This is a genomic window from Mesorhizobium sp. M0028, from assembly GCF_040323855.1.
In the GTDB taxonomy this organism is placed as follows: Bacteria; Pseudomonadota; Alphaproteobacteria; order Rhizobiales; family Rhizobiaceae; genus Mesorhizobium.
This window is the reverse complement of record NZ_JAMYVG010000005.1, coordinates 195,558-221,591: the sequence shown is the minus strand read 5'-3', so window position 1 is coordinate 221,591 and position 26,034 is coordinate 195,558. Positions and strand designations below refer to the sequence as shown.

At 61.4% G+C, this 26,034-nt stretch carries 25 protein-coding genes; 13 read left to right on the top strand and 12 right to left on the bottom strand.

Annotation, left to right across the window (positions count from 1 at the left end; all coding sequences use genetic code 11):
- The first annotated feature begins 43 nt into the window (after positions 1 to 43).
- From NKJ93_RS13315 to minE, 9 genes are all read left to right on the top strand, one after another.
- Entirely contained in the window at positions 44 to 1,594 is a 1,551-nt protein-coding gene (locus tag NKJ93_RS13315; RefSeq protein ID WP_352484053.1) for a GumC family protein, read from the top strand.
- Between the two features lie 8 nt (positions 1,595 to 1,602).
- The gene (locus NKJ93_RS13310; protein ID WP_352484054.1) at positions 1,603 to 2,709 is read left to right on the top strand and encodes a glycosyltransferase; all 1,107 of its coding nucleotides are present in this window, start codon (positions 1,603 to 1,605) and stop codon (positions 2,707 to 2,709) included.
- Positions 2,710 to 2,967: 258 nt separating this feature from the next.
- Positions 2,968 to 3,966, top strand: coding sequence for a LacI family DNA-binding transcriptional regulator (locus tag NKJ93_RS13305; RefSeq protein ID WP_352484067.1), 999 nt, complete (start codon positions 2,968 to 2,970; stop codon positions 3,964 to 3,966).
- On the top strand, positions 3,963 to 5,480 hold the full coding sequence (locus tag NKJ93_RS13300) for a sugar ABC transporter ATP-binding protein (RefSeq protein ID WP_352484055.1): 1,518 nt from the start codon (positions 3,963 to 3,965) through the stop codon (positions 5,478 to 5,480). Before NKJ93_RS13305 ends, NKJ93_RS13300 begins: the two co-directional genes overlap by 4 nt.
- Positions 5,480 to 6,532: an ABC transporter permease gene (locus NKJ93_RS13295; protein ID WP_352484056.1), complete on the top strand. Its 1,053-nt coding sequence runs from the start codon at positions 5,480 to 5,482 to the stop codon at positions 6,530 to 6,532. Before NKJ93_RS13300 ends, NKJ93_RS13295 begins: the two co-directional genes overlap by 1 nt.
- A gap of 107 nt (positions 6,533 to 6,639) precedes the next feature.
- Positions 6,640 to 7,641, top strand: a complete 1,002-nt coding sequence (locus NKJ93_RS13290) for a substrate-binding domain-containing protein (RefSeq protein ID WP_352589465.1) — start codon at positions 6,640 to 6,642, stop codon at positions 7,639 to 7,641.
- A gap of 233 nt (positions 7,642 to 7,874) precedes the next feature.
- Positions 7,875 to 8,594 carry a septum site-determining protein MinC gene (minC, locus tag NKJ93_RS13285; protein ID WP_031194495.1) on the top strand — a complete coding sequence of 240 codons (720 nt, stop codon included), beginning with the start codon at positions 7,875 to 7,877 and terminating at the stop codon, positions 8,592 to 8,594.
- A 19-nt stretch (positions 8,595 to 8,613) separates the two neighbouring features.
- Positions 8,614 to 9,429, top strand: coding sequence for a septum site-determining protein MinD (gene minD / locus NKJ93_RS13280; protein ID WP_023720708.1), 816 nt, complete (start codon positions 8,614 to 8,616; stop codon positions 9,427 to 9,429).
- Positions 9,426 to 9,698 carry a cell division topological specificity factor MinE gene (gene minE / locus NKJ93_RS13275; protein WP_023720709.1) on the top strand — a complete coding sequence of 91 codons (273 nt, stop codon included), beginning with the start codon at positions 9,426 to 9,428 and terminating at the stop codon, positions 9,696 to 9,698. Before minD ends, minE begins: the two co-directional genes overlap by 4 nt.
- Before the next feature lie 181 nt (positions 9,699 to 9,879).
- On the opposite strand, the gene NKJ93_RS13270 is transcribed toward minE, so the two are convergent.
- The 7 genes from NKJ93_RS13270 to NKJ93_RS13240 all read right to left on the bottom strand — a co-directional run bounded on the left by NKJ93_RS13270 (position 9,880) and on the right by NKJ93_RS13240 (position 16,841).
- Positions 9,880 to 11,199, bottom strand: coding sequence for an ABC transporter substrate-binding protein (locus tag NKJ93_RS13270; RefSeq protein ID WP_352589462.1), 1,320 nt, complete (start codon positions 11,197 to 11,199; stop codon positions 9,880 to 9,882).
- A gap of 95 nt (positions 11,200 to 11,294) precedes the next feature.
- Complete coding sequence (locus NKJ93_RS13265) at positions 11,295 to 12,143, bottom strand: carbohydrate ABC transporter permease (protein WP_352484059.1); 849 nt, start codon at positions 12,141 to 12,143, stop codon at positions 11,295 to 11,297.
- Positions 12,140 to 13,057: a carbohydrate ABC transporter permease gene (locus NKJ93_RS13260; protein ID WP_051409714.1), complete on the bottom strand. Its 918-nt coding sequence runs from the start codon at positions 13,055 to 13,057 to the stop codon at positions 12,140 to 12,142. The genes NKJ93_RS13265 and NKJ93_RS13260 overlap by 4 nt, the downstream gene beginning before the upstream one ends.
- A 19-nt stretch (positions 13,058 to 13,076) precedes the next feature.
- The gene (locus NKJ93_RS13255) at positions 13,077 to 14,168 is read right to left on the bottom strand and encodes an ABC transporter ATP-binding protein (protein WP_352589459.1); all 1,092 of its coding nucleotides are present in this window, start codon (positions 14,166 to 14,168) and stop codon (positions 13,077 to 13,079) included.
- A 50-nt stretch (positions 14,169 to 14,218) separates the two neighbouring features.
- Positions 14,219 to 15,730: an arabinosylfuranosidase ArfA gene (gene arfA, locus NKJ93_RS13250; protein ID WP_352484061.1), complete on the bottom strand. Its 1,512-nt coding sequence runs from the start codon at positions 15,728 to 15,730 to the stop codon at positions 14,219 to 14,221.
- 18 nt (positions 15,731 to 15,748) lie between these two features.
- The gene (locus tag NKJ93_RS13245) at positions 15,749 to 15,910 is read right to left on the bottom strand and encodes a hypothetical protein (protein ID WP_156948152.1); all 162 of its coding nucleotides are present in this window, start codon (positions 15,908 to 15,910) and stop codon (positions 15,749 to 15,751) included.
- A gap of 4 nt (positions 15,911 to 15,914) precedes the next feature.
- On the bottom strand, positions 15,915 to 16,841 hold the full coding sequence (locus NKJ93_RS13240; RefSeq protein ID WP_352494491.1) for an ArsR/SmtB family transcription factor: 927 nt from the start codon (positions 16,839 to 16,841) through the stop codon (positions 15,915 to 15,917).
- A gap of 247 nt (positions 16,842 to 17,088) precedes the next feature.
- On the opposite strand from NKJ93_RS13240, the gene NKJ93_RS13235 reads away from it, so the two are divergent.
- From NKJ93_RS13235 to NKJ93_RS13220, 4 genes are read left to right on the top strand one after another with little or no spacing between them, the layout of a single operon-like run.
- Positions 17,089 to 17,967: an ABC transporter permease gene (locus NKJ93_RS13235; RefSeq protein WP_023718528.1), complete on the top strand. Its 879-nt coding sequence runs from the start codon at positions 17,089 to 17,091 to the stop codon at positions 17,965 to 17,967.
- The gene (locus tag NKJ93_RS13230) at positions 17,964 to 18,785 is read left to right on the top strand and encodes an ABC transporter permease (protein ID WP_352589456.1); all 822 of its coding nucleotides are present in this window, start codon (positions 17,964 to 17,966) and stop codon (positions 18,783 to 18,785) included. The genes NKJ93_RS13235 and NKJ93_RS13230 overlap by 4 nt, the downstream gene beginning before the upstream one ends.
- Positions 18,786 to 18,807: 22 nt before the next feature.
- Positions 18,808 to 19,950: an extracellular solute-binding protein gene (locus NKJ93_RS13225; RefSeq protein ID WP_352484610.1), complete on the top strand. Its 1,143-nt coding sequence runs from the start codon at positions 18,808 to 18,810 to the stop codon at positions 19,948 to 19,950.
- Positions 19,943 to 21,115: an ABC transporter ATP-binding protein gene (locus tag NKJ93_RS13220; RefSeq protein ID WP_352589453.1), complete on the top strand. Its 1,173-nt coding sequence runs from the start codon at positions 19,943 to 19,945 to the stop codon at positions 21,113 to 21,115. The genes NKJ93_RS13225 and NKJ93_RS13220 overlap by 8 nt, the downstream gene beginning before the upstream one ends.
- Positions 21,116 to 21,134: 19 nt before the next feature.
- Here the strand turns inward: NKJ93_RS13220 and NKJ93_RS13215 are convergent, their stop codons facing one another.
- Genes NKJ93_RS13215 through NKJ93_RS13195 form a run of 5 tightly spaced genes read right to left on the bottom strand, consistent with a single transcriptional unit; the run spans position 21,135 to position 25,705 of the window.
- Positions 21,135 to 22,112: a branched-chain amino acid ABC transporter permease gene (locus tag NKJ93_RS13215; protein WP_352484608.1), complete on the bottom strand. Its 978-nt coding sequence runs from the start codon at positions 22,110 to 22,112 to the stop codon at positions 21,135 to 21,137.
- Between the two features lies 1 nt (position 22,113).
- Positions 22,114 to 23,001 (bottom strand): branched-chain amino acid ABC transporter permease, encoded by an 888-nt coding sequence (locus NKJ93_RS13210; RefSeq protein ID WP_031193840.1) that lies wholly within the window; start codon positions 22,999 to 23,001, stop codon positions 22,114 to 22,116.
- 7 nt (positions 23,002 to 23,008) lie between these two features.
- Entirely contained in the window at positions 23,009 to 23,719 is a 711-nt protein-coding gene (locus tag NKJ93_RS13205) for an ABC transporter ATP-binding protein (RefSeq protein ID WP_352484605.1), read from the bottom strand.
- Positions 23,712 to 24,485 carry an ABC transporter ATP-binding protein gene (locus tag NKJ93_RS13200; RefSeq protein ID WP_023718535.1) on the bottom strand — a complete coding sequence of 258 codons (774 nt, stop codon included), beginning with the start codon at positions 24,483 to 24,485 and terminating at the stop codon, positions 23,712 to 23,714. Before NKJ93_RS13200 ends, NKJ93_RS13205 begins: the two co-directional genes overlap by 8 nt.
- Before the next feature lie 11 nt (positions 24,486 to 24,496).
- Complete coding sequence (locus NKJ93_RS13195) at positions 24,497 to 25,705, bottom strand: ABC transporter substrate-binding protein (protein WP_352484604.1); 1,209 nt, start codon at positions 25,703 to 25,705, stop codon at positions 24,497 to 24,499.
- Positions 25,706 to 26,034 lie beyond the last annotated feature (329 nt).

Sequence of the window (26,034 nt, the reverse complement as noted above, 5' to 3'; positions counted from 1 at the left end):
TGTAGAGCAGGCCAAGCGTAACGATTTAACAAGGGTTGTCACCATGTCTGCCGGTTCCGGCACACCCCCGATCTCCGCGACGGCTTCCAATAACAGTGCGTTCGAGCGTATCGCCAATGCGCGGCGCAGGGCGATGCTGCAACAGCATGACCCAGTCGCGGCGCGCAGCTCCGCACCGGTGACGCCGCAACCATCCGAGCCTGTCGCGACGGTGACCCTGGACAAGATCGGCGATTTCCTCGAGCTCGATTTTCGACGCCTGTTCGTCTGGCTGCGGGCCGGTCTCGCCCTGGCGTTCATGCTGGCGGTAATCGGCGGCATTGTCGGCGGCGCCTATGCATTGCTGAGCAAGCAGCGTTACACCGTCACGACAGAGGTACTCATCAACCCCTCCAATTTGCAGGTTGTGGAAAACGACCTCTACTCACAACCGGGCCAGGTCGATAGCCAGTTGCTCAACACACGCAGCAAGCAGCGCATCTTGACCTCGGGCAACGTGCTTTCCCGTGTGGTGGACGAACTGAATCTGACTCACGATCCAGAGTTTTTCGATCCAGACCGGAGCACGTCTACGTCTGGCGCGGTGGCGAAGCCCGACCCGAAGCTTATCGCCTTGAAGAACCTGGCGGACCGGGTAAACGCCGCTGCGGACCCAACCTCGTTTGTCACAACCCTCTCGGTATCCGCGGAAACCACTGCCAAAGCGATCCTGATCTCGCAGGCCATAGTCAAAAACTTCCAGGAAGAACTGGCCAAGGCCGAAGCTGCCGGTGCCGGCCGTGCCGCGGCTGCCCTCGACAGCCGGCTTGGCCAACTCAAGAGCGACGTCCAGGCAGCCGAAGAGAAGGTCGAGAGCTACAGGCGCAGCCACAACCTGTCCTCCAGCAATGGCCAGCTCGTCAGTTCGCAGACGATGACGCAGCTCAACGGCGAAATCGTCGATGCGCAATCGCGCGTGATCGCCGCGCAGGCAAGCTACGACGCCCTGGTTGCCTCCGGTATAAATGGGGCCAATCCCGACCCCACGGTTTCGGAAGCGCTCGCGGCGCTGCGCGACAGGTCAAACAGCCTGCGACAGCAGATCGACTCACAGTCGATGACCTTCGGTCCGCGCCACCCGACGATTGTCAGGCTGAGGACGGAGCTCGAGACCGTCAACTCGCAACTCCGAGCCGAGTTCTCCCGCACCGTCGGAACGGCAAAGTCCAGCCTGGACAAGGCCAGGGCCTCGTTGGCCTCTCTCAACGCCAGGATGAACGATCTGAAGAGCAACGTTTTCACCGACAGCGAGTCCGAAGTCGCCCTGCGTGAGCTTGAACGCGATGCGGCCTCGAAGAGAGCGGTCTATGAGAGCTTTCTGTCACGTGCGCGCCAAATCAGTGAGCGCGAGCAGATCGACACCACAAACGTACAGGTGATTTCGACCGCGGTGCCCCCGCCAGGGCGCTCATGGCCCCCGCGCACTGCCCTGGTGGCAGGCGCAGGAGCGTTCGCAGGCTTTGCCCTGGGCATGCTGCTGGCCATTGGCATGGGCATTATCCGCGACATGCGCCGGCCGCCGAACAGATCAGACCTTGCTGCCAGCCGAGCCTGAAGCAAGGCATGGCGAAGCGCATCGTTTTCCACATCGCCAGCCTGCGAGGCGGCGGCGCCGAGCGTGTCTTCGTCCTGATGGCAAATGAAATGGCGTCGCGTGGCCACGAGGTCACGCTTTTTACCTGGAACGCGCAAGGGCCTAACGCGGCGCTGCGCTCCGCCGCCGTGCATCTGGTCGACTTCGGCCTTCTCTTGCGCGGCGAGGGTTACGCCAAGTCGGCGACGCTAAAAGGCATCGTGCGAAGCGCAAATTTGTTCCGCCGCCTTGATCCTGATGCGGTCTATAGTGCCCCGGAATTCGCCAATCTGGTCATGGCGCTGTCACTCATGTTGGCCAGAAGCCGCGCAAAATTCTTTCCAAGCTTCCACGCCGCCGCCTCGCTGCCTGCGAGCGGCCTCGGCGCGAGGCTGGCGATCTGGCTTTCCGCGCTGGTTGCAGCGCGCGCGACCAAAGCCATCGCCGTTTCGGCGGGTGTCGGCCGTGACATCATCGCCCGCGGCTTCCCCGAATCCAAGGTCGTGGTCATCAGCAACCCGCTGCCGCCGGCTGAAGCACCGCAGGGGACTTCCTATGCCTGGCAGGCAAAATTGGCAGCGATGGGATATGGCCCGGTCATCGCCACCGCCGGGCGCCTGGTGCCGGTCAAGGACCACCGGACTTTGCTGCGGGCCTTCGCTGCCCTGCGCGCCGGCCGCCCTGCCCGGCTTGTCATCTTCGGCGAAGGTCCGCTGGCTGCCGAATTGCACGCCTATGCCGAAGGTACCGGCATAGGCGGGGAAGTGCTCTTTGCCGGCTACGTCAACGATCCGGCAGCCTGTTATGCCGCAGCCGATCTGTTCGTCCTTACATCCACCAGCGAAGGCTTTGGCAACGTGTTGGTCGAGGCCATGGCTGCCGGTGTCCCGGTAATCTCCACCGATGCTCCGCATGGCCCGCGCGAGATACTCGGTGACGGCCGTTTCGGCACCTTGGTGCCGGTCGGTGACGCCGCAGCCCTGGCGAAGGCGATGGCCGAGATGCTGGACCACCCCACCCCTGCTGCCGTCCTGAAAAGCCGGGCGGCGGATTTCACAGTCGACACGATTGGCGATCGGTACGAAGCCTTGCTCTAGTTGTCGCGCCCGGCCAACAGATCGCGGTGGCATCCAGCCGCAGCTGATGGCCGGCACGGAAGTCCTGGCTGATTTCGGCGCAAGCAAGTCACATCAAGCCAGAAAACCGGTTGCGCAAACGTTTCGATGGCGCTAGCTTTCGGAAAGTCACAACGGCCGCCCAGGCGGATTCAAAGATTGTGAGACTGGGAAACGCAAGATTCGAGGAGGAGCGTGCGTGCGCTTGCCCGTCACCACGTCGAGCGCGACAGCTCCGCGATGACGACGATCGTCGAGGTCGCTCGCAGGGCAGGCGTGTCGGTGTCGACCGTTTCACACGTCGTCAATCAAACCCGCTATGTCTCCCCGGCCACTGCCAGATCGGTGAGCGAGGCGATCGCTGCTCTCGGCTATATGCCCAACAGTGTCGCACGCTCGCTAAAGCTGGCCTCGACGAGCAGTGTCGGCCTGGCGATTTCGGCGATCTCAAACCCCTATTTCAGCGACATCATCTGCGCCGTCGAGACCGAGTGCGCGCGCCTTGGCCTCATGGTGTTCCTGTCGGATACGCAGGACGATCCCGACAAGGAACTGGCTGTCGTCCAGGCACTGCACCAGCGACGCGTCGACGGGATCATCCTGGCGCCCTCTGCCGCGCCGCAAGCTGCATTGCGATATCTCTCGGAACGGTCCCTGCCCTGCGTCTTGATCGACCGACTACCTGACGATCGCTTTGATCAGGTCGGTGTCGAGAATTTCGAGGCCATCCGCGCGCTGATCGACCACGTCGTGTCCTTCGGACATCGCCGCATCGGTTTTGTTGCCGGACAGCGGGGATTTGCCACCACGCTGGAGCGCATGAACGGATTTCGCGCGGCACTGGAGGCCAACGGCCTGGAGTTTGTGCCGGACTACGTCGTGACGGGAAACGCGACCACCGCCAGTGCGAGCACCGCCGCCCATGCGCTGTTGTCGCTGCTGGTGCCTCCGACTGCCCTGGTGACCGGCAACAATCTGTCGACGATAGGCGTGATGCGCGCGGTCCGTGAGCGAGGGCTCGCTGTCCCCAGGGACATATCGGTGGTCGGCTTCGACGATTTCGAATGGGCCGATTACTTCGAGCCGCGACTGACGCTGGTCGAACAGCCCTGCGAGGATTTGGGCCGGCAGGCAGCCGCGTTGCTGATTGAGCGGATTGGACTTCCAGATGGCCAACGACGCACGGTTCGCCTTGAGCCAACGCTGCGCCTGCGCGCATCCTGCGGAAGACCGGCATGACTTCGCCGCTTCTGACCATGAATGGCGTCGTTAAACGTTTCGGTGGCGTTCACGCTTTGCGCGGCGTCGATTTCGAACTGCGCGTGGGCGAGATCCATGCCCTGCTGGGCGAGAACGGCGCTGGCAAGTCGACATTGATGAACATCCTGTCCGGTGTGCACGCCCCTGACGAAGGAACGATCACGATCGATGGCGCACCGGTGCATTTTGCCAATCCGCGCGAAGCGCAGGCCGCCGGCATCGCCACGATCTTCCAGGAACTCGATCTCGTGCCTGGCCTCGATGTCGCGGCCAATCTTTTCCTCGGTCGCGAGTTGGTGAAGCCCGGCGGTTTTCTCGATGTCGCAAGGATGCGCGAAGAAGCCCGCACCCGGCTGACCGCCATCGAGTTGGACATCGATGTCGAACGGCCCGTCGGCGAACTGTCGATCGGGCATCGTCAGGTCGTGGCGATCGTCAAGGCACTGTCCTATGCATCGCGTGTCCTGATCATGGACGAGCCGACGGCGGCCCTGACGGTCAGCGAGGTGGACAGGCTCTTCACCATCATGCGCAAGCTCAGTGCCACCGGCGTGGGCATCATCTACATCTCGCATCGGCTTGAGGAGGTTCCCCAAGTTGCGGACCGGGTAACGGTGATGCGCGATGGCCGCGTGGCCGGGACGACAGCCCCGGACGCACCACAGGCCGAACTGGTCAGCCTTCTCGTCGGCCGGCCTCTGGAGGACCTTTACCCGAAACGCACACGCACGGTAGGTCGCCGGCTCCTTCATCTCAAGGACGCCCGTTTCCATCCCGCTCGAGCCAGCGCCGGCTGGCAGGTTCCCCAAAACGTTTCGCTCGACGTGCATGAGGGCGAAATTGTCGGGCTGGCGGGCGTCATGGGTGCCGGCCGTACCGAGTTGCTCAGCGCGCTCTATGGCACCGGCCTGGCAGGCCGTTGGGCCGGCACCGTCGAGGTCGACGATCGCCCGGTGCGCCTCGAGTCCATCAGAGCTGCGCGCAGGGCCGGCGTCGCCTTCGTCACCGACGACAGGCGAGGAAGCGGACTGATGCTGCGTACGACGGTCGGCCGCAACCTGGTCATGTCGGTGCTGCGACGAATCTCACCGCGCGGCTTCATGTCGATTGCACGCGAAGCAGCCGCTGTGGCGCGCTCGTTCGGCCAATTCGACATACGACCGCGCAATGCGGCCATCCCGGTCGGCGCGCTGTCGGGCGGCAACCAGCAGAAGGTGGTGCTCGCCAAGGAGATCCTCGGCAATCCGCGGCTGCTGTTGCTGGATGAACCGACGCGTGGCGTCGACGTCGGCGCCAAGGCGGAAATCTATGCCAGGCTTCGCGATCTGGCATCGCAAGGCCTCGGCATACTCGTCGCCTCGAGCGAAATGCCTGAGCTGATTGGCCTATGCGATCGCATCGTGGTTCTTCGGGAGGGCCGCAACGTGGCGGAATTCGAGCGCGGCGTCGATGAACACACGGTGCTTGCCGCCGCAACCGGAAAGGCCTCCTGATGTCCGACACCAGCACGGCGGATACCGAACTGCCGAGCGGCAAGACAGCTCAGAAGCGGCGCGATCCGCTTGCACTCATCGTCCGCTTCCAGAGCCTGATCGGCTTGGTGGTCGTCGTGATCGGCGGCATCATCTTCTCGCCGCGCCGGCACGGACAGATACTGTTCATCGCCCCGGACAACATCGCCAACATCGTACGCGCCGTGTCCGAGACCGGCATCATCGCGATCGGCATGACTTTCGTCATCATCACTGCGGGGATCGACCTCTCGGTTGGCGCTTTGCTTGGCCTGGCCAGTGTCGTCACGGCTACGATGATGATCAATGGCGGTGTTGGCCTCGTGCCGACGATTCTTGCCGTGCTTCTTGCCGGCGTGGTCTTCGGTGCCGTTCAGGGCTCGATCTCGACGCGCTTCCGCCTTGAGCCCTTCATCGTCACCCTCGCGGGCCTTCAGGCCGCGCGCGGTCTGGCCCTGGTCGTCTCGGGCAACGAGTACATCAACATCTCCTATGGCGACGGACCCGGGCTTGCCCCTCCGGTATTTGCCATTCTGGGCGAGCGCTTGTTCAACAATGTGGTGCCGGTGGCAACCATCGTCTTCATCGCTTTTGCGGCGATCGCCACAGTGGTTCTCAACACGACCCGCTTTGGCCGCTATGTCTTTGCCGTCGGCGGCAATGAGCGGGCGGCGCGCCTCTCGGGCGTTCCGGTGTCCGCCGTCAAGATCACCGTCTATGCGATCACCGGCTTCGCGGCCGCTCTCGCCGGCATCGTCCATGCAGGGCAGTTCAACTTCGGCAGTGCCAATGACGGCGCCGGGTACGAACTTACCGCCATCGCCGCGGTCGTCATCGGCGGTACCAGCCTGTTCGGTGGAGCCGGATCGATGGTCGGCACGGTCGCCGGCACGATCATGCTCGGCGCGCTCGCCAACGTCCTGCAACTCAACAACATCACACCCGCCCTGCAATTGCTCGCGACAGCCGCGATCATCATCCTGGCGGCGGTTCTTCAGTCCCTCGTCCGTCGCCGCGAAGGTCTGGTCCGTTAAGTGGGCGACATTGGAAGACCCCTGAACGCCAGCTTACCCGGCGTCGGGAGAGTGAAGCTCAGCAAACCAACAGTCGAGCCAAGGGCATCGACAGGAAGGAAACAACCATGGTTATCAGGAGCACACGCAATAGCAGACAAAGGGCCTGGCAAACGTGTCTGCTTGCCGGGACCTTTCTCGCAGCCGCCGGAGGGGCTCAAGCTGCGGAACCATTGGTCAAGGCTTGCTCCAAGACCGGCGAATTCGTAATCGGCTTTTCTCAGGCCAACAATGCCGAGCCGTATCGCCAGCACGTCAATGACGAACTCACCGCCGCCGCCAAGGCAGTGTCCCAGTTCACCTTGCAGATCGCCGATGGCGCCGGCAGCGTGAACACCCAGACCTCACAGGTCGACAATTTCATCACCCAGAAGGTCGACCTGCTGCTGATATCGCCCTTCGAAGCATCGCCGCTGACGCCGGCGGTGAAGCGGGCCATGGAGGCCGGCATCCCCGTCATCGAGCTCGACCGCAAGACGGTTGGCGATCCGGGCAAGGACTACACGGCTTTTATTGGCGGCGACAATTACAAGATCGCCTTCGAAGCCGGCAAATACACCGCCACGAAACTGCTTCCTGACGGCGGTGAAGTTGCCGTTCTGGAAGGGCTGCCCAGTTCGACCCCTGCCGTGGAACGGCTCAACGGCTTCAAGGACGGCGTCAAGGAGAACGACAAGATCAAGGTCGTCGCTGAGCAGGCGGCGGACTGGCTGCCGGACAAGGCACAGACGGCGTTCGCAGCCATGCTGCAGGCCAATCCCGATATCAAGATGGTCTACGCCAGCAACGACATGATGGCCGCCGGAGCGCGCCTTGCCGCCAAGGGCGCCGGCAAGGAAGGGCAGATCAAGATCATCGGCACCGACGGATTGCCAGGTCCTGCCGGCGGCATCCGGGCCGTTGCCGAAGGCGAATGGGCTGCAACCTTCACTTATCCGACGGGCGCCAAGGAGGCGATCGATATGGCAAACTCGGTTCTTCTCGATTGCGCCACATCCGTCGAGCCGACGGTCACAGTTGCAACGACGGCGATCACGCCGGAAAACGCCAAGCAGATGATGGGTAACTGACAAAAGTGCCATGGCGATTGCGGTGCGGAGGTCGAATGGCACCTCCGCACCGTCGCAACGCCTCATTTCCGCCCATCGGCCGGTCTTCGGCAACGGCGAGGGTCTCCAGGGTCCAATCAGATCGACCGTCGGTGCGCTCCGAAACAGCAAGAATGGAAGCCTCGGAAGGCCGCCATTAACTGTTCGTTAACCATGCCGGGCTAGCCTTAACCAATCAGTAAGGAGTCGCCTCTGTGACCTGCGTCGCTCCCATCCAAAACAAGTCCATACGCTTTCGAGCGCGCTCGTTTGTAGCCTTCACCCTCACCCCTGAGGCCCCGTTGGGGGAATGGCTGCAAAGCCTGGATCACTGGACCGAAAACTCTCCCGGCTTCTTTGCCGGTCGCCCGGTCGTGCTCGACCTGAATATGCTCAAGCCCGAGGCGGGCGAGATCGAAGATCTGGTCTCACAGCTCGCGGAGCGCGGGATTCGCATCTACGCGATCGAGGCGGACGGCAATGTTGGTCTCGATGCTGATCTGCCGCCGCTCCTCGTTGGCGCCAAGGAGGCCACCGCTGACGCGCTTTACGTGCAGCCGGACCCAAAAGCCGCCGCTGAGGCCAAGACGGAAGAGCCGGAGGCGCCGAACTCATTGATGATCAAGGCACCGATCCGCTCCGGCCAGTCGATCTTTCACCCCGATGGCGATGTGGTCATTGTCGGCTCCGTCAGTTCCGGTTCCGAAATCATCGCCGGGGGGTCGATCCACGTCTACGGCACGCTGCGTGGGCGTGCGTTCGCCGGCGCCACGGGAAATTCTGCGGCTCGTATCTTTTGCCGGAAAAATGAAGCCGAACTTCTGGCGGTAGACGGCTGGTACCGCACCGCCGAGGAGATGGACGCCTCCTCGCGAGGAAGGCCGGTACAGGCCTTTCTCGAGGACGGCGCACTTTGCGTCGCACCGCTCAACTAACAACATTGGAGGCACAAATATGGGCAAGGTAGTGGTTGTCACATCCGGCAAAGGGGGTGTCGGCAAGACGACCTCGACGGCCGCTCTCGGCGCGGCGGTCGCGAAAACCGGCAAGCGGGTGGCCCTCGTCGACTTCGATGTCGGCCTGCGCAATCTCGATCTGATCATGGGCGCCGAGCGGCGCGTGGTTTTCGATATCGTCAACGTCATTCAGGGAACTGCCAAGCTTTCGCAGGCGCTGATCCGTGACAAGCGGCTCGACACGCTGTTCCTGCTGCCGGCCTCGCAAACGCGCGACAAGGATGCCCTCACCGAGGAAGGCGTCGCCGATGTCATCGACAAGCTGCGATCGGTTTTCGACTACGTCTTCTGCGACAGCCCCGCCGGCATAGAGCGCGGCGCGCAACTTGCCATGCGCTTTGCCGACGAGGCGGTAATCGTGACCAACCCGGAAGTGAGCTCGGTCCGCGATTCCGATCGCATTATCGGCCTGCTCGACTCCAGGACGATGAAAGCCGAGCAAGGTGAATCGATTGCCAAACACGTCCTCGTCACGCGCTATGACGCTGCCCGCGCTGCCCGCGGCGAGATGCTCAGCATTGATGACGTTCTCGAGATCCTGTCCACGCCTCTGCTGGGAATAATTCCCGAGAGCCAGGACGTGCTGCGCGCATCCAATGTGGGCGCGCCGGTTACGCTCAGCGAAAACACCAACCCCGCCGCACGCGCCTATATCGACGCGGCAAGAAGACTCGAGGGCGAGGACCTGCCGGTCGTTCTGCCTTTCGAGCGGAGGGGCCTCCTCGACCGGCTGTTGGGAAGGAGGGCAGCATGAACCTGCTCGATATCTTCAAGCGCCGCGGCAGCGCGCCCGTGGCGCGCGAGCGCTTGCAACTGCTGTTGGCTTACGAGCGTCGAAGCCGCAACCAGCCCGATCTCGTCTCCGTGTTGCGCGAGGAGATCATGGCGGTGATCGCCCGGCATGTTCAGGTCGACCAGGATTTCCTGCAGGTGAGCATGGATCACGGCGAAACGACGTCGAGATTGGAGATCGACATCCAGATCCCCAACAAGATCGCAATGCCCATGGCCGCGGCGTTCTAGCGGAATCCTCCAGTCAGGGCTCGCGTCGGCTGCTGCCGAGGTTGCGGCGCCGTGATTGGCGTGTTCGACCCGGTCGCCACGGGCAAGTCACGCAATAACCACTGCAACCACCGCCTCACCAAAACCCCGCGGCCGTTTCCAGCCGCGGGGGCGCCTTGGGAGGGCCTTTCGAAACCCGTGGTCAAATGTTGGCGAGCAATTCGTTGACGCGGCTTTCCATGTCGGCAAGGGCGGTGTCGACGTCCTTCTGGCCACTGATTGCTGCACTCATCTCTTCGCCGATAATGTCCTGGATCGCAAACTGGCGCTGTACGGCCGACGGCAGCGGCTTGCCGAGGTCGGCGACCGCAGAGATCGTGTTGCGATGCGGCAGGACCTTGAAGGCGTCCGAGGTGATGACGGCCTTGTAGGCGGGCAGGTGACCGGTGCGCGACCACTCAAAGTCGTTGTCGGCGAAGAACTTCAGGAATTTGCCGATGGCCGCGATCTGTTCGGGCGTGCGGTCTTTCTGCGACACGGCCCAGGTGTGGCCGTCGGCATATTGCGCGTGGGTGCCGCCAAACAGCTGCGGATACGGATAAACCGCATAGCCGCCCTTGTTGAGCGCCGTACCCTTGGTTTCGGACTGGGCGTTGTAATCGCCGACCACCCAGGTGCCGTTGAGGTGGACGCCACCCTCGCCGGCAAGGAAGGCATTGATCGAGCCGCCATAATCGAGGTCCTTGGTGGTGTAGCCCTTCTCGAAGATCGCCTTGTACATCTCGACGACCTTCTTGGCTTCCGGCGTATTCAACTTCACATGCTTCGGATCGGCAAAGAAATCGGAATCCTGCTGGAAAAGATAAGTGTAGAGATTGCGTGTGTAGAGCGCAGTCTCATTGGTCAGGTTCTGGACGAAATAAGGCTTGCCCGTCTTCTGCTTGAACTGTTCGGCCTGGGCGAGCAGTTCCTCGGGCGACTTTGGAAAAATCGGCGTGCCGTCGGCACTGACGAGGCCGGCTTGTTTGAAAAGATCCATGTTGACATGATAGAGCATCGTCCAGCTGTCGATCGGCAGGCCATAGATCTTGCTGTCTTTGGTGGCGCCATTGCGCGCCGCGTCGGTGAAGGCGTCGGGTGTCACGCCGACTGACTTCAAGAGATCGTCGAGCGGCATCAACAGGCCCTTCGACTGATAATCCGACAGTACGGATTCATGGATCGTGACGATGTCCGGAGCGTCGCCTGAAGCGAACTGCGCGGTCAGCTGATCGTAGCCGGGCCATTCCACGGTGGTGACGTTGACGTGGACATCGGGATTGTCGGCGTTGAACTTGTTGATCAGCGAGGTGATGATTCCGCATTCGCCAACGGCTTTGGTGGGATCGGTGTTGGTGCCGAAATCGGCATCGCAGGCGCCGAAAAAGCGCTGCACGCTCAGTTCCGTGGCCGCGAAGCTTGGATTTGCGAGCATCATTGCGCCCGCAGAGACTGCGGCAAACAGCATTTTCTTCAGTTTCATATCAGTTCCTCCTACTGAGTTTCCGCCGCTCCACCCTGGATTGGCCTTCGTGCTTCAATCGCTGCGCATTCCCCCCGGCCGTCAGGCAATCTTCGTTATCTCACCGCAGCGCCGGAGACCGCCGTGACGATGTATTTCTGGAAAAACAGGTAGACGATCAGGATCGGTGCACCGGCAAACACCGCCTGCGCCATCAGGAAGCCGATGCCTTCGGACTGGGCGAAGTTGGTCTGCGTCGAGGCCATGCCGACCGTCAGCGTGAACATGTCCTTCCTCGTTGCCGAAATCAGCGGCCAGAAATAATCGTTCCACGCGCCGAGAAAGGTAAAGATGCCGAGCGTTGCCTGCGCAGGCAGCGTGAGCGGCAGAAGCACCTTCCAGAAAATCCTGAGCCGGCTGGCGTTATCGAGCATGGCGGCTTCGTCCAACTCCTTCGGGATGGCTTTGAAATACTGGGTCATCAGGAAGACGCCGAACGGAGCCGAAAGGCCCGGCAGAATGAGCCCTTGATAGGTGTTGTGGAACTTCAGCATGCTGAAGATCTGGTGACGGGCGACGAGCACGGCCTGCTCCGGGACCGCCAGGCCGAACAGCACGATCACGAACAGCACGTCTCGGCCGGGGAAATTCAGCCGTGCAAAGCCGTAGCCGGCGAGCGACGACAGGATCAAGGTGCCGAGCGTCAATCCGCCCGAGACGATGATGCTGTTGCGCACCCAGATGAACACCGACGAGGTGCCGACCGTGTTGATGTAGTTCTTCAGCGTATAGGGCGCGTGAAACACCGAATTCGGATCTGCCATCAGCTCCGCATTGTCCTTGAGTGACAGGCCGATGACCCACAGAACCGGCGCGATCATGACGATCGAAAGCAGGAGGACCAGGGCCAATAACAAATGGTCGCCAAATGCCCGTCCCTTGATGGAAGCGGCTGGAGCGCTCATGCCTGGTCTCCCCTGCTGCGTGTCACCAGGTACTGGGCCATGGCCGCGATCAGGATGAGGATGAACAGGATTTCCGATGCAGCGGCGCCCAGGCCGAGATCCCAGCGGCGGAATGCGGTGTCGTAGATGTAGAGCACGATCGGCTTGGTCAGGTTGTTCGGACCGCCCCGCGTCATCAGCCAAGCCTGGCCGAACAGCTGGAATTGCAGCACGATCTGGATAATGATCACCAGGATGAAGGTCCGCTTGATCGACGGCAGCGTGATCGAGCGTAGCGTCTGCCAGCGATTGGCATTGTCCAGCGCCGCCGCCTCGTAGATATCCTGCGGAATCTGCTGGAGCGCCGAGAGAAAGAGCATCATCGGCAGGCCGATGCACCACCAGATGGTGGCAATGGCGATGCCGACCATCGCCAGGTTGGGATCGGAAATGAAAGCCGGCGCGGTCGCGCCGAACCATCCGTAGATCGTCGACAACAGGCCGACATTCGGAATGAAGACGATGCGCCAGATCAGCGTGACGATGGTGACCGACAGCACCGACGAGGAAAAGAACAGCGTCCGCAAAACCGCAGCAGTGCGCGTCCGGCGATTGAGGCAAAGCGCCAGGAAAAGACCGATCAGCGCCAGCGTCGGCACCGTCAGCAGCACGAAGTAGAAGGTGTTCCAGATCGATTGCAGGAAGACCTTATCGTGATACAGCCTGACGTAATTGCCGAAACCGACAAAATTTCCGGACGAGAACGTGTCGGCCTTGTGGAAACTCAGCCACATCCCCCAGAGCAGCGGGAAGAGCAGCAGCGTCGTGAAGAAGAACAAGAATGGCGCAACGAAAATGAAGTTTCGCCATTGCGGCGCATAGATGTCGGCGGTCGGCGTTCTGGCGCCGACAGCAAGCGTCGCGGTCGGGGACATCGCCAGCCGGTCAACCATCTCAGGCCTCCCTCGCATGCCAGGCGCGGCCGGTCTCATTGAACAGATGCGATTTCTGGCCGTCGAAGGCGAGCCCGATCCTGTCGCCGACGGCGACGCGACTGTTGCCGGCATCGGAACCGACTATCTGCTGGCCATCGCCCAGCCGCGCGTAGATCAGGGTGCGTTCGCCGAGCCGCTCGAGCACATCGACCACGCCATCGGCATTGCCCTGTCCGGCGGCAACGATACGGACGTCTTCCGAACGGATGCCGAAAGTGTACTTGCCATCGGTCAATTGGCTGGAGGCGATCTCGGTCTGCACCGAGATGCCGTCCGCAAACCTGGCCGTGGCGTTCTCGCCGGATTTGTTGAGCGTCGCATCAACGAAGTTCATCGCCGGCGCACCGACGAACCCTGCGACGAATTTGGTCGCCGGACGCTCGTAGATCTCCATCGGAGTGCCGATCTGATCGATCTTGCGATTGTTCATGACGACGATGCGGTCGGCGAGCGTCATTGCCTCGACCTGGTCGTGGGTGACGAAGATCATCGTCGACTGCAGGCGCTGATGAAGCTGGGCAAGTTCGATGCGGGTGCGGGTGCGCAACGCCGCATCGAGATTGGAGAGCGGCTCGTCGAACAGGAACGCCTTCGGCTCCTTGACGATCGCACGGCCGATGGCGACGCGCTGGCGCTGACCGCCGGAGAGCTGGCCCGGCTTGCGATCGAGCAAATGCGGCATTTCGAGGATGCGGGCGGCTTCGTTGATGCGCGCCTCGATGACCTTGCCTGGAACGCCGATATTCGCAAGCCCGAAGGCCATGTTGGCGCGCACCGTCATATGCGGATAAAGCGCATAGGACTGGAACACCATGGCAATGCCGCGCTTGCCCGGCGGCAGATGATCGATGCGCTCATTGTTGATGGCAATCTCGCCGCTATCGACAGCTTCGAGACCGGCAATCATTCGAAGAAGCGTCGATTTTCCGCAACCGGACGGCCCCAGGAACACGATGAATTCGCGTGCCCTTATGGAGAGCGACAGATGATCCAGCACCGTCATGGCACCGAACTGCTTGCTCACGTTTCTGATCTCGATATCGGCCGTCACGTCGACGCTCCTCCTCAGCGCTTGCGCTTGTCTCGATGATCCGCCTGAACTCAGAGCCTCAGGCGAATGACCTGGTAGGAATAGGCCGGCAGCGACAGGCTCAGCTTGCCGCCGGCGAGTGAGGCGCCCTCACCCTTCCTTGGGCCGACATTGCCTGGGTTCTCGGCCGAATTGACGGCTTTCAGATCGGCGTGCGCCACGACCCGGTGATCGACGATTTCCGCTTCGCCGAAGCCGGTGAGGTCGACCACTGTTTCGATTGCCTCGCTCGAATGGCGGTTGACGGCGAAGAAGGTGACGTGGCCGGTCTTCGTGTCGTGCACGCCGGCAATGTCGACGTAGGCGACGTCGCCCGCAACGGTGGATTTATAGGTCGGGCTTTCCACCTTGAGATCCAGCGCATTGCCGCGGCCGTAGTTAGAAGCAAACAGATAGGGATAAAAAATCGTCTGCCGCCATGCCGGGCCATTCGGAACGGTCATGATCGGCGCGATGACGTTGACCAGTTGTGCCAGGCAGGCGATCTTGACGACATCGGAACGGCGGATGAAGGTGTTGAGGATCAGGCCGACCTGCAGCACATCCTCGAAATTATAGATGTCTTCGAGCAACGGCGGGGCGAATGGCCAGCCGTCGCTGCCGCCGAGGATTTTCTTGTCCTGCTCCTTGGAATGGTACCAGACGTTCCATTCGTCGAACGAGATGTAGACCTGCTTGTTGGAGCGCTTCTTGGCCTTGATATAGTCGATGACGCCGGCGACCGAGACAATGTAGTCGTCGAGCTTTTCGCTCATGGCGAGATAGTTCGAAGCGTCGTTGGCTTCGTTGTCGAAATACATGTGCAGCGAGATGTAGTCGACCTCGTTGTAGGTATGGTCGAGAACCGTCGCTTCCCATTCAGGGTAGGTCGGCATCTTGGCATTCGAAGAGCCGCAGACCACCAACTCGAGCGACTTGGAGAAGGCGCGCATTGCCTTGGCCGTCTCATGCGCTAAGCGGCCATACTCGTCCGCGGTCTTGTGGCCGATCTGCCAGGGGCCGTCCATTTCATTGCCGAGGCACCAGAGCTTGACGTCGAAGGGCTCCTTGCGGCCATTGGCGATGCGCTTGTCGCTCCATGTACTGCCGCCGGGATGGTTGGCGTACTCCAGAAGGTTGCGGGCTTCGTCAAGGCCGCGCGAGCCGAGATTGACGGCAAGCATCATCTCGGTGTTGGCGGAGGTGCACCAATCGGCAAATTCGTGCAGGCCGACTTCGTTGCTTTCCGACGTATGCCAGGCGAGGTCGAGCCGCACCGGGCGCTCTTCCTTGGGGCCGATGCCGTCTTCCCAATTGTAGGCGGAGACGAAATTGCCGCCGGGATAGCGGACGATCGGAACATTAAGTTCTCTGACGAGATCGATGACGTCCTGACGCATGCCATTGGCATCCGCCGTCGGATGGCCTGGCTCGTAGATGCCGGTATAAACTGCCCGCCCGAGATGCTCGATGAAGGATCCGTAGAGCCTCGGATCGATTTCCGAGACAACATAATGCGGATGTGCCGTAACGGCTGCCTTCATGCATTCCTCCCATCGATATCACAAACGATGATTTAAATCATCTTGCCCGATATCAAAGAGGAATTGGCAGCTCTTCGTCAAGCCAAAATAGCCAAAAGTAGGACAATTAGACGAAGGTTTTGGCTCAGCAGAAAGCCAGTTCATTGAAATTGCTGCGTTATCTTCAGAACCCGGTTTCATGATATCAACCAGTTTTGATCCGGAGCAGGATGTCCTGATCGTAATTTCCAAAGCCCTTGCCGAAAATGTTGATCCCGCCGGGGCGCTTGGCGTCGTCCTTGACGCCGATACGGACGCGGATTGAATGATGGCTCTTCAGATCGAGTGCGGCGAGGCCGGTTTCGGAAATCCTGAGGCCGTCGACATAGGTGCCGTCATTGGCAATTCGCCAGTTCTTGAGCTTGCCGTATTGCGAACCCTTGAGTTTCCACCAGGACGGCGTGAAGACGCCGCGCTTGTCGCCGAAATCCCCCGGCGACGTCCAGGTGCCGACATCGACGCCATTGATCGTCAGCGTGATGTCCGAGGGCCAATCGGCGCTGGTGCCCGGCACTTCCGAAGACAGCTCTATCGCCACTTCGAGCTCGGTGATCTCGGCATTGGCGAGCTTGGCATTATTGGGAAACTGGTATTCGACAAAACCGCGGGTGAACCACAACAGCCCGGCTTTCATACGATCCGGATCGAGGAAAGTGTTCGGTACATCGAGCAAGCCGATGATGCCGTCCGGCGAACAAAGGCCGCAGGGCGCGGTAACCTCGAAGCCGGTGTAAAGCCCGATCGGCATCGACACTTCGATCGCGTCGTTCTTGACCGCACGATATTCGCTCTTGAACACGACGAGCACTTCTTCGGCCGTCGGATAACAGATTTTCTGGCTGCCTTTCTTCGCTTTCAGGTTCTCGGTGCGGATCAGCCCCGCATCCTCCAGCACCTGGATGTTGGTCGAGACGGTCGACTGCGGCAGCGACAGCACGGCGGCGATTTCGTTGACATTCATCGGCCCCTTCTCATGCAGCAGTTTCAGCATCGAGATACGCGCCGAGGAGGCAAGCCCCTTGAGCACGGCAATGCCTTCCTCAGGTTCAATCACCAGAAAATTGCGACTCATGAAATGCCCGGGCCCATGCCAAATCTATATCCGAAATTATCCTGTATATCGGGATATCTGATTTAATCAATGCGCAGGCGAACCCGAGCAATTTGTTAAATCCAGCAGGGCGACGGTCGCGCGGTGGCCCTGCACAGAATTTGTGCAGGAGCCATATGCAGAGTGGACACCTGAACGCCGATCGCCCAATCTAGTCCGGAGCCGAGCCCGGTGATGGCGGCTTGGACATGAAGTGGTTGGACGGGTCGTGACCAAAGGGTGGAAATTATATGATCAGCGACTGGCCTGGGTCCTCGTCGCGCCCGTGCTTTTGCTGCTTACCCTGCTTCTGCTGCTGCCGATCGCGATGATGACTGTCTACACGTTTTTCACCTTCGTTACCGCTGGGGTGGAGTCGGCGGTGCTGACCTTCGACAACTGGAAGGAATTCCTCACCGACAGCTACTATCACGGCTTTCTTTGGAAGACCGTTCGCGTCGGCGCCATCACCGCTGTGATCTGCGCGATCCTTGGCTATTTCCCCGCCTATTTCATCTGGGCCACGACTTTCAAGCACAAATGGCTGCTGCTGTTGCTGCTCATCGTGCCGTTCTGGATCAGCTTCACCATCCGGACATTCTCGTGGATCCACATTCTCGGCGAACAGGGGCTGATCAACGTCGTGCTCATCCGGCTGGGGGTCATCAACGAGCCGTTGCCGATGCTCTACACCGAGGGCGCCGTCATCATGGGGCTGCTGCATTTTCTGCTGCCCTACATGATCCTGAACGTCTATGTCAGCCTGGAGGGCATCGACCGCACCTTGATCGCCGCCGCCCGCTCGATGGGCTGCACCAGCGCACAGGCGTTCCGCGAAGTGACCCTGCCGCTGTCGATTCCGGGGCTGGGCGCCGGACTGTTGCTCTGCTTCGTGCTGGCGGCCGGCTCCTATGTGACGCCGCAATTGCTCGGGGGAAGCCGCGACGCGCTGTTCGGCAACCTGATCTACGACACCATCATGGGGCAGCTCAACTGGCCGATGGGCGCCACGCTTTCCATCGTCCTGTTCGTTCTGCTCGGTGCGGCCGCGGCCGCCTACAGCCGCTATATGGGCCTGTCGCAGATCATGAAGGGTCTCAGTGCATGAGAGCGGAGCATCCCGATCGCGAAGGCAGATGGGCGTGGCGGCTAACCGGCGCGATCACGGTGTGCGTCTATGTCTTCATGTTCGCGCCGATCCTCGCCACGGTCGTGCTTTCCTTCAACGCCTCGATGTTTGGCGGCTTTCCCCTCACCGGCTTCAGCCTGCGCTGGTACGAGAAGCTGCTCACCAACGGGCCGGTCCTCGATGCCTTCCGGACATCGATGTGGATTGCCCTGGTGACGGCAACGGTGACGACGCTGCTCGGCATCATGGCGGCATTGGCGCTGGTGCGCTTCGAGTTCCATGGCAAGCAGGCGATCAACACGCTTGTCATTCTTCCCGCGCTGGTCCCCGAGACGATACTGGGCGTCGGCCTGCTGGTCATGATCAAAGCCGTCGACCAACCGCGCAGCATGACGCTTCTGGTGCTCGGCCACATTCTGCTCACGCTCCCCTACGTGGTGCTGATCGTTCAGGCGCGCATGGTCGGCATTAAACGTTCCTATGAGGAGGCGGCACTGTCGCTCGGGGCGCCGCGTGTGTCGACATTCCGCGAGATCACGCTGCCGCTGCTCATTCCCGCAGTGCTTGCCAGCGTGCTGCTCGCCTTCACCATCTCGTTCGACAACACCTCGGCCAGCCTGTTCTGGCGACCGGCGGGCGTCGAGACCATGCCGACGCAAATCCTCTCGATGCTGAAGATCTCGATCAGCCCCGAGGTGAACGCGCTGGGCACTGTCATGATCCTTTTGACGGTCGGCATTCCCTTGGCTGGTGGGCTCATCCTGCAAAGCCTCACCTGGTTCAAGGCAGGCAAGTGAAAATGAAAATGGGAGAATGAAAATGAAACTGACAACCACCAAACGACTGGAACGGCTCAACGAACGCTATGCCAATGGCGACATCAGCCGGCGATCATTCCTGACGCTGACGGCCGCCGCTGCCGCCGCCACCGGGCTTTCCATGCCCTGGATGGGACGCGCGCTGGCCGCGGTTTCGGAAGTGCGCTTCGACGGATGGGGCGGCGTGGTGCAGGAGGCGATCGATAAGTACGCGTTCCAGCCCTACACCGCCAAGTCCAAGGTCAAGGTCGTCCAGGGCACCTTTGGCGACGAGAACGAGATCATCACCAAGATCAAGACGTCGAAGCCGGGCGACTTCCAGATCGTCCATTCTTCCGGCGTCAACTACTACATCAAATACGTCAATGGCGGCTTCAACTCGGAGATCAACGAGGCGAACATTCCGAACATGGCGAATGTGCTGACCGCCATGATCGAGCCGTTCCGCAAGATCACGCCGAAGCTGTCGGCAGTGCCATATGATTACGGCACCACCGGCATCGCCTACAACAACAAGGTCATCTCGCCGGAGGAAGCCAAGGAAAAGGGCGCCAACCTGCTTACCGACAAGAAATATGCCGGCAAGGTCGGCGGCTACGCCGATATGACGACGCGCGTCTGGTATGCGGCGCTGCAGACGAAACAGGACCCCAACAACATCCAGGACATGGATGCGGTCTGGGCCAAGGTTCGCGAGACCCGCGACCTGGCCAAGAAGTTCTGGAGTTCCGGCGCGGAACTGATGGACCTCCTGTCGCGCAACGAAATCGTCGTTACCGACGCCTGGTCCGGACGCGTCGCCGCCCTGCAGCAGCAGGGCCAGCCGATCGGCTATCTCGACCCCGCCGGCTCATACGCATGGATGGAGGACATGCTGGTGCTCAAGGGATCGCCGATGGCCGAATGCGAGGAACTGATCAACTTCATGCTGGATCCGGCCACGTCGATCGCTGTCGCCGAAGGCCAGAATTATCCACCCTCGCTTGATCCGACCAAGGTGAAGCTGACCGACAAGATCGCAGCGCTTCCGGCCTTCGACCCGACCGGATCGATGAAGTCGCTGACCTTCGCCGATCCGCTCTACTGGGCGAAGAACGAAGACGCCTGGACCAAGCAATGGGACAGGGTGTCGAAAGGTGCATGACGATAACAGCCACGATCAGCCCCGGCCGGCATCGGCCGGGGCTGATCGCGACCCGCTCGCTCGGGGCGAAAGCCAGCCGACAGGAAAGCCTGCGGTCGAGTTTCGCGACATCGATATTTTCTACGGCAAGTTCGCCGCCGTGCGCGATTTTTCACTGGCGATCCGCAAGGGCAGTTTCGTCACCTTGCTGGGGCCGTCCGGATGCGGCAAGACCACGATCCTGCGATCGATCGCCGGCCTGGTGGATATCACCAGCGGGCAGATCTCGATCGGCGGAAAGCGCGTCGACGACATCCCGATCTACAAGCGCAACATCGGCCTGGTGTTCCAGAACTACGCGCTCTTTCCACACAAGAACGTCTTCGACAACGTCGCATTCGGGCTGAAATACCGGAACGTGCCGAAACCGGAAATCGTGCGCCGGGTCAAGAAGGCGCTGGATATGGTGCGGCTGCCCGGCAGTGAGACAAAGCTGCCGTCACAGCTCTCGGGCGGCCAGCAGCAACGCATCGCACTGGCCCGCGCCATCGTCTTCGAACCGGAAGTGCTGCTGCTAGACGAGCCCTTGTCGGCGCTCGACGCCAATATGCGCGAGGACATGCGCGTCGAGATCAAGAAAATCCAGCGGGAGACGGGCATCACCGCCATCTTTGTGACGCACGACCAGGAAGAAGCCTTGTCGATGTCCGACCGCATCGTCGTGATGAACGCCGGCCTGATCGAGCAGATCGGTTCCCCGGCGCAGGTCTACGACCAGCCGGCCACCGCATTCGTCGCCAATTTCCTGGGTAAGGCCAACATGCTGCCCGGCAGCGTGACGGCGATGGACGGCAACATGGCAACGATCGCGCTGGCCAGCGGCCATGTCGTAAAAGCGGCCGCACCGAAGGCGCTCACGGCCGGCAGCGCGATCACCGTCGTCGTTCGCCCGCAGAAGCTTACCGTCGGCACCGCCGGTGCTGCCAACAGGCTGTCGGGACGAATAGTCTCGACCTCCTATCTCGGCGGCAATGCGGTCTACGAGATCGACATCGGCGCTGGCACGCCGTTGCGCGCCAACACGCTGATCGACGGCCAGCCGCTGCGTGAAGGCGAAACGGTCGATGCCTGCTTCGACCCGCTGGGTTGCGTGCTTCTCGACGCGCAAGGCGTACGTATCGCGTAGCGACGAGGCGCTGAGCCGTTCAGTCTTTCGCGTCACCCCTTGGCCCGAGAAACCGCGCATAGACCTCACCGACAATACCGCGCCGGAAAACCAGCACGCAGACCATGAAGGTCAGGCCGGTGGCGATGGTCACCGGAAAATTCGAGGTAGCGAGCGTGTTTTCCAGGCCGACGACCAGACTGGCGCCGATGATCGGCCCGACCATGGTGCCGATGCCGCCGAGGAGCGTCATCAGGATCACCTCGCCCGACATCTGCCAGGTGACGTCGGTGAGCGTGGCAAACTGAAAAACGATCGCCTTGAGCGCGCCCGCCAGCCCGGCCAATGTTGCCGACATGACGAAAGCCGCCAGCTTGTAGTTGGCGACGGAATAGCCAAGCGAAATTGCCCGGCTCTCGTTTTCGCGGATGGAACGCAGGATCATGCCGAAAGGCGAGTTGATGATGCGCCAGATGGCGAACACGCCGATCAGGAAGACCGCCAGAACGAAATAGTAGATGTTCATCGAGACGTTCAGGTCGAGCATTCCAAACAGCCTGCCGCGCGGCACGCCCTGGATGCCGTCCTCACCTCCGGTGAACGGCGCCTGCACGCAGAAGAAGAAGAACATCTGCGACAGCGCCAGCGTGATCATGGCGAAATAGATGCCTTGCCGGCGGATGGCAAAGAAGCCCATCACAAGGCCAAGCAGCGCGGCACCCAGGACGCCGAGCAGGATGCCCGCTTCCGGCGGCCAGCCCCAGACCTTGACCGCATATGCGCTGAAGTAGGCTGCCCCGCCGAAGAACGTCGCATGGCCGAAGGACAACAACCCGGTGTAGCCGAGCAGAAGGTTGAACGCGCAGGCAAACAGCGCAAAGCACAGCATTTTCATCAGGAAGATCGGATAGACGAAGAAAGGCGCCACCAGCAGCGCTAGGATGCCGAGCCCCACCAGCGTCCATTCAAGCCATACCGAACTTTTGGCGCGCGTCCCGCGAAGTGAGAGTTCGGCCATCTCAGACGTCCCTTCCGAAAAGACCGGCGGGCCGGACCAGAAGCACGATCGCCATGATGACGAAGACCACCAGATTGGAGGCTTCGGGATAGAAAACCTTGGTCAGGCCTTCGGCGAGCCCAAGCATGTAACCGGTAACGATCGCCCCGAGGATCGATCCCATGCCGCCGACCACGACAACGGCGAACACGACGATGATGAGGTCAGATCCCATGAGCGGGCTTACCTGATAGATCGGCGCGGCGAGAACGCCGGCGAGACCGGCAAGAGCGCAGCCGAGGCCGTAGGTAAGGGTCAGCAGCAACGGCACGTTGACGCCGAAAGCCTGGACCAGGCGGGGGTTCTCCGTTGCCGCGCGCAGATAGGAGCCCAGCTTGGTCTTCTCGATCAGCACCCAGGTGCCGAAACAGACGATCATCGAGGCGACCACCACCCAGCCGCGGTAATTTGGCAGGAACATGAAGCCGAGATTGGTGCCGCCGGACAGCAGCGGCGGCACGGAATAAGGACTTCCCGATACCCCATAGTAGTACCGGAACACGCCTTCGAGCACGAGCGCGAGGCCAAAGGTGAAAAGTAGACCGTAAAGCGGGTCGATATCGTAAAGCCGCGACAGCGCCAGGCGCTCGACCACGACACCGAAGCCGCCGACGATCAGCGGCGACAGGATCAGAGCCGGCCAATAGCCGATGCCGAACCGGGTGAGCAGCAGATAGCCGATGAAGGCGCCGAGCATATAGAGCGCGCCGTGAGCGAAATTGATGACGCGCAACAGGCCGAATATGACAGCCAGGCCGAGGCTCAACATGGCGTAGAAAGAGCCGTTGATGAGGCCGACCAGCAATTGGCCGAGGAATGCCTGAACGGGTATTCCGAAGATCATCGTCATGGCGCCATCATACACCCAGCACTTCATGCAGCAGCGTCATGCGATCAGGCAGTTCGCCGACCGGAAAGCCCGACACTACCTTGCCGTGCTCCATCAGATAGAAACGATCGGTGACACGGCTGGCAAAGCGGAAATTCTGCTCGACCAGCAGGATTGTCATGCCGCGCTTTTTCATCGTCGCCAGCAGATCGCCGATGCGCTGCACGATAACGGGAGCCAGTCCCTCGGTCGGTTCATCGAGAAGCAGCATTTTCACGCCGGTCCGCAGCATGCGCGCGATCGCCAGCATCTGCTGTTCGCCGCCCGACAGCCTGGTGCCGGGGCTGTTGCGGCGCTCCTTCAGATTGGGGAAGAGATCGAATATTTCCTCCACGCTCATGCCGCCCTCGGCTACGATCGGCGGCAGGACCAGATTCTCGTCCACGGTCAGCGTCGCGAAGATGCCGCGTTCCTCCGGCACCAGGCCAATGCCTTGATGCGCCGTCCGGTGCAGTGGCAGGGGCATCAGATCCTTGCCGTCGAAAGCGATCTGGCCGGTCCGCTGGCGGATCAGCCCGATGATGGCGCGCAATGTCGTGGTCTTGCCGACGCCGTTGCGGCCCAGCAATGTCACCGTTTCACCTGGAAAGACCTCCAGATCGACGCCGTGAAGCGCGTGGCTTTCGCCATACCAGGCGTTGAGGCCGCGGACTGCAAGAAGAGGCGCGGCGTCACTCATCGGCGGTGCCCATATAGGCGATCCTCACCCGTTCGTCGCGACTGACCGTGGCATAGTCGCCGGCGGCAAGGATTTCGCCGCGCTGCATGACGGTTATCCAGTCGCAAAGATCGGCTACAACAGTCAGATTGTGCTCGACCATCAGCACGGCGCGATCCCTGGCGACCGAGCGGATGATGTCTGAAACCGTGCGCACATCCTCTTGCCCCATGCCGGCCATCGGTTCGTCGAGCAGCAGCACTTTCGGATCGAGGGCCAGCGTCGTGGCGATCTCGAGCACGCGTTTCCTGCCATAGGAGAGATCGGCGGCGGGCCTGTTCTTGGCATCGTCGAGGCCGACAGACCGCAAAAGCTCCTCGGCGCGCGGCGTCAATCGATCGAGCGCTGCCAGCGAGCGCCAGAACTGAACGCTGAGCCCGCCCGGCCGCTGCAATGCAACGCGCACATTGTCGAGCACGCTGAGATGCGGAAACACCGCCGATATCTGGAACGAGCGCACCAGGCCCATCCGCGCGACCTTGGCCGGCGACGTGCGGGTGATGTCGTGGCCGAGCAGTTCGATCCTGCCGCTCGTCGGCGGCAGGAACTTGGTAAGCAGGTTGAAGACGGTGGTCTTGCCGGCGCCGTTGGGCCCGATCAGCGCGTGGATGTTGCCATGGTAGAGGTCGAGATCGACATTCCTGACCGCGACGAAACCGGCGAAGTCGCGCCGCAGGCCCCGGGCGGAAAGCACCACCCGCGGCCCATTCGGTTCGGGCGGCGCCATCGGCCCGCCAATCACTCGCTGGCCGTAGGACAGCCGCTTTCCTTGGGGCTCAGGAACGCCTCGTTACCGGGGATCGTGGCAAGGGGTTTGTAATAGTCCCATTCCTTGGTGCTCTCGCTCGGCGACTTGACCTGATAAAGATACATATCGTGGACCATGTTGCCGTCGGACTGCACTTTGCCGTTCGCCGTAAAGACGTCGTTCACCGGCATCGAATGCAATTCCTTGGCGACGGCTTCAGTCGCGTCGGTGCCGGCCTTGTCGATCGCCTTCAGATACTGCGTCACTGCCGAGTAGGTGGCGACCTGGATCATGTTCGGCATGCGGTTGGTGCGCTTGAAAAACTGCTGGGCGAACTCGCGGCTCTTGTCATCGCGATCCCAGTAGAAGCCTTCGGTCAGCACCACGCCTTGCGCTGCCTCGAGGCCGAGCCCATGCACCTCGGCCAGCGTGAACAGAAGCGCTGCAAGCCGCTGACCGCCCTGCACGATACCGAACTCGGCCGCCTGCTTGATCGAGTTGGAGGTGTCGAGGCCGGCGTTCGCCAGCCCGACGACCTTGGCGCCCGACGATTGCGCCTGCAGCAGGAAGGATGAATAATCGGTCGAGCCGAGCGGATAGCGCACCTCGCCAACCACCTTGCCGCCATGGCTCTCGACGAACTTGGCGGTCTGCTCCTTGAGCGAATAGCCGAATGCATAATCGACGGTGACGAAGAACCAGCTGTCGCCGCCTTGCTGGACAAGAGCGCCACCGGTTCCTACCGCCTGCGAATGCGTGTCATAGGCCCAGTGGAAGCCATAGGGCGAGCATTGTTTGCCGGTCAGCTCGGTGGTTGCGGCGCCGGTGACGATGTCGATTTTCTTCTTTTCCTTGGAAATCCCCTGGACGGCCAGCGCCACCGAGGAGGTGGTCAGTTCCATGATGGAATCGACCTGTTCGGTATCATACCACTGCCGCGCAATGTTGGAGGCGATGTCCGGCTTGTTCTGGTGGTCGGCGCTGACGATCTCGATCGGCGCGCCTTGTGCCTTGCCGCCGAAATCCTCGACCGCCATCTTGGCGGCCTCGACCGACCACTTGCCGCCGAAATCGGCATAGACGCCCGACTGGTCGTTGAGAATGCCGATCTTGACCTTACCGTCAGAAATCTCGGCGGCTGCGGCAGGCATCGCAGTCGCTGCAAGAAGCGCGGCCGAGGCCAGGTACGATATCTTCATTGGTGACTTCCTCCCTTATGGTCGACAACCGAGCAACATGTCGGCGGCTGCCTGCTGCGGCACGAAGAGTGGCCTCCCATATTCCGTCCTCTCCGGCGGAAAATCGCAGCGCTGTACGGCCGCCTATGCCCGTCCCTCAAATCGTAGCATCGCGCGGCAACGCGAGAACAGTTACTTTAGTATTAGGCTCGCGGTGCCCATGCCGCGGACGTCGAAGCGCAACATAGGGCCGGATCGTGCAGGGTCCAGATGGCGTCTGATCTCTCTGAAGCCGACGTGCCGTGATGAAATCCCGGCCCGAGCGGTCGTGATCAGATGATGCAGCTGAA

Coding starts and splice junctions, on each gene's coding strand:
- NKJ93_RS13315 (WP_352484053.1), top strand. CDS start 44: ATGTCTGCCGGTTCCGGCACACCCCCGATCTCCGCGACGGCTTCCAAT.
- NKJ93_RS13310 (WP_352484054.1), top strand. CDS start 1,603: ATGGCGAAGCGCATCGTTTTCCACATCGCCAGCCTGCGAGGCGGCGGC.
- NKJ93_RS13305 (WP_352484067.1), top strand. CDS start 2,968: ATGACGACGATCGTCGAGGTCGCTCGCAGGGCAGGCGTGTCGGTGTCG.
- NKJ93_RS13300 (WP_352484055.1), top strand. CDS start 3,963: ATGACTTCGCCGCTTCTGACCATGAATGGCGTCGTTAAACGTTTCGGT.
- NKJ93_RS13295 (WP_352484056.1), top strand. CDS start 5,480: ATGTCCGACACCAGCACGGCGGATACCGAACTGCCGAGCGGCAAGACA.
- NKJ93_RS13290 (WP_352589465.1), top strand. CDS start 6,640: ATGGTTATCAGGAGCACACGCAATAGCAGACAAAGGGCCTGGCAAACG.
- minD (WP_023720708.1), top strand. CDS start 8,614: ATGGGCAAGGTAGTGGTTGTCACATCCGGCAAAGGGGGTGTCGGCAAG.
- minE (WP_023720709.1), top strand. CDS start 9,426: ATGAACCTGCTCGATATCTTCAAGCGCCGCGGCAGCGCGCCCGTGGCG.
- NKJ93_RS13270 (WP_352589462.1), bottom strand. CDS start 11,199: ATGAAACTGAAGAAAATGCTGTTTGCCGCAGTCTCTGCGGGCGCAATG.
- NKJ93_RS13265 (WP_352484059.1), bottom strand. CDS start 12,143: ATGAGCGCTCCAGCCGCTTCCATCAAGGGACGGGCATTTGGCGACCAT.
- NKJ93_RS13260 (WP_051409714.1), bottom strand. CDS start 13,057: ATGTCCCCGACCGCGACGCTTGCTGTCGGCGCCAGAACGCCGACCGCC.
- arfA (WP_352484061.1), bottom strand. CDS start 15,730: ATGAAGGCAGCCGTTACGGCACATCCGCATTATGTTGTCTCGGAAATC.
- NKJ93_RS13245 (WP_156948152.1), bottom strand. CDS start 15,910: ATGAAACCGGGTTCTGAAGATAACGCAGCAATTTCAATGAACTGGCTT.
- NKJ93_RS13240 (WP_352494491.1), bottom strand. CDS start 16,841: ATGAGTCGCAATTTTCTGGTGATTGAACCTGAGGAAGGCATTGCCGTG.
- NKJ93_RS13230 (WP_352589456.1), top strand. CDS start 17,964: ATGAGAGCGGAGCATCCCGATCGCGAAGGCAGATGGGCGTGGCGGCTA.
- NKJ93_RS13225 (WP_352484610.1), top strand. CDS start 18,808: ATGAAACTGACAACCACCAAACGACTGGAACGGCTCAACGAACGCTAT.
- NKJ93_RS13215 (WP_352484608.1), bottom strand. CDS start 22,112: ATGGCCGAACTCTCACTTCGCGGGACGCGCGCCAAAAGTTCGGTATGG.
- NKJ93_RS13210 (WP_031193840.1), bottom strand. CDS start 23,001: ATGACGATGATCTTCGGAATACCCGTTCAGGCATTCCTCGGCCAATTG.
- NKJ93_RS13205 (WP_352484605.1), bottom strand. CDS start 23,719: ATGAGTGACGCCGCGCCTCTTCTTGCAGTCCGCGGCCTCAACGCCTGG.
- NKJ93_RS13200 (WP_023718535.1), bottom strand. CDS start 24,485: ATGGCGCCGCCCGAACCGAATGGGCCGCGGGTGGTGCTTTCCGCCCGG.
- NKJ93_RS13195 (WP_352484604.1), bottom strand. CDS start 25,705: ATGAAGATATCGTACCTGGCCTCGGCCGCGCTTCTTGCAGCGACTGCG.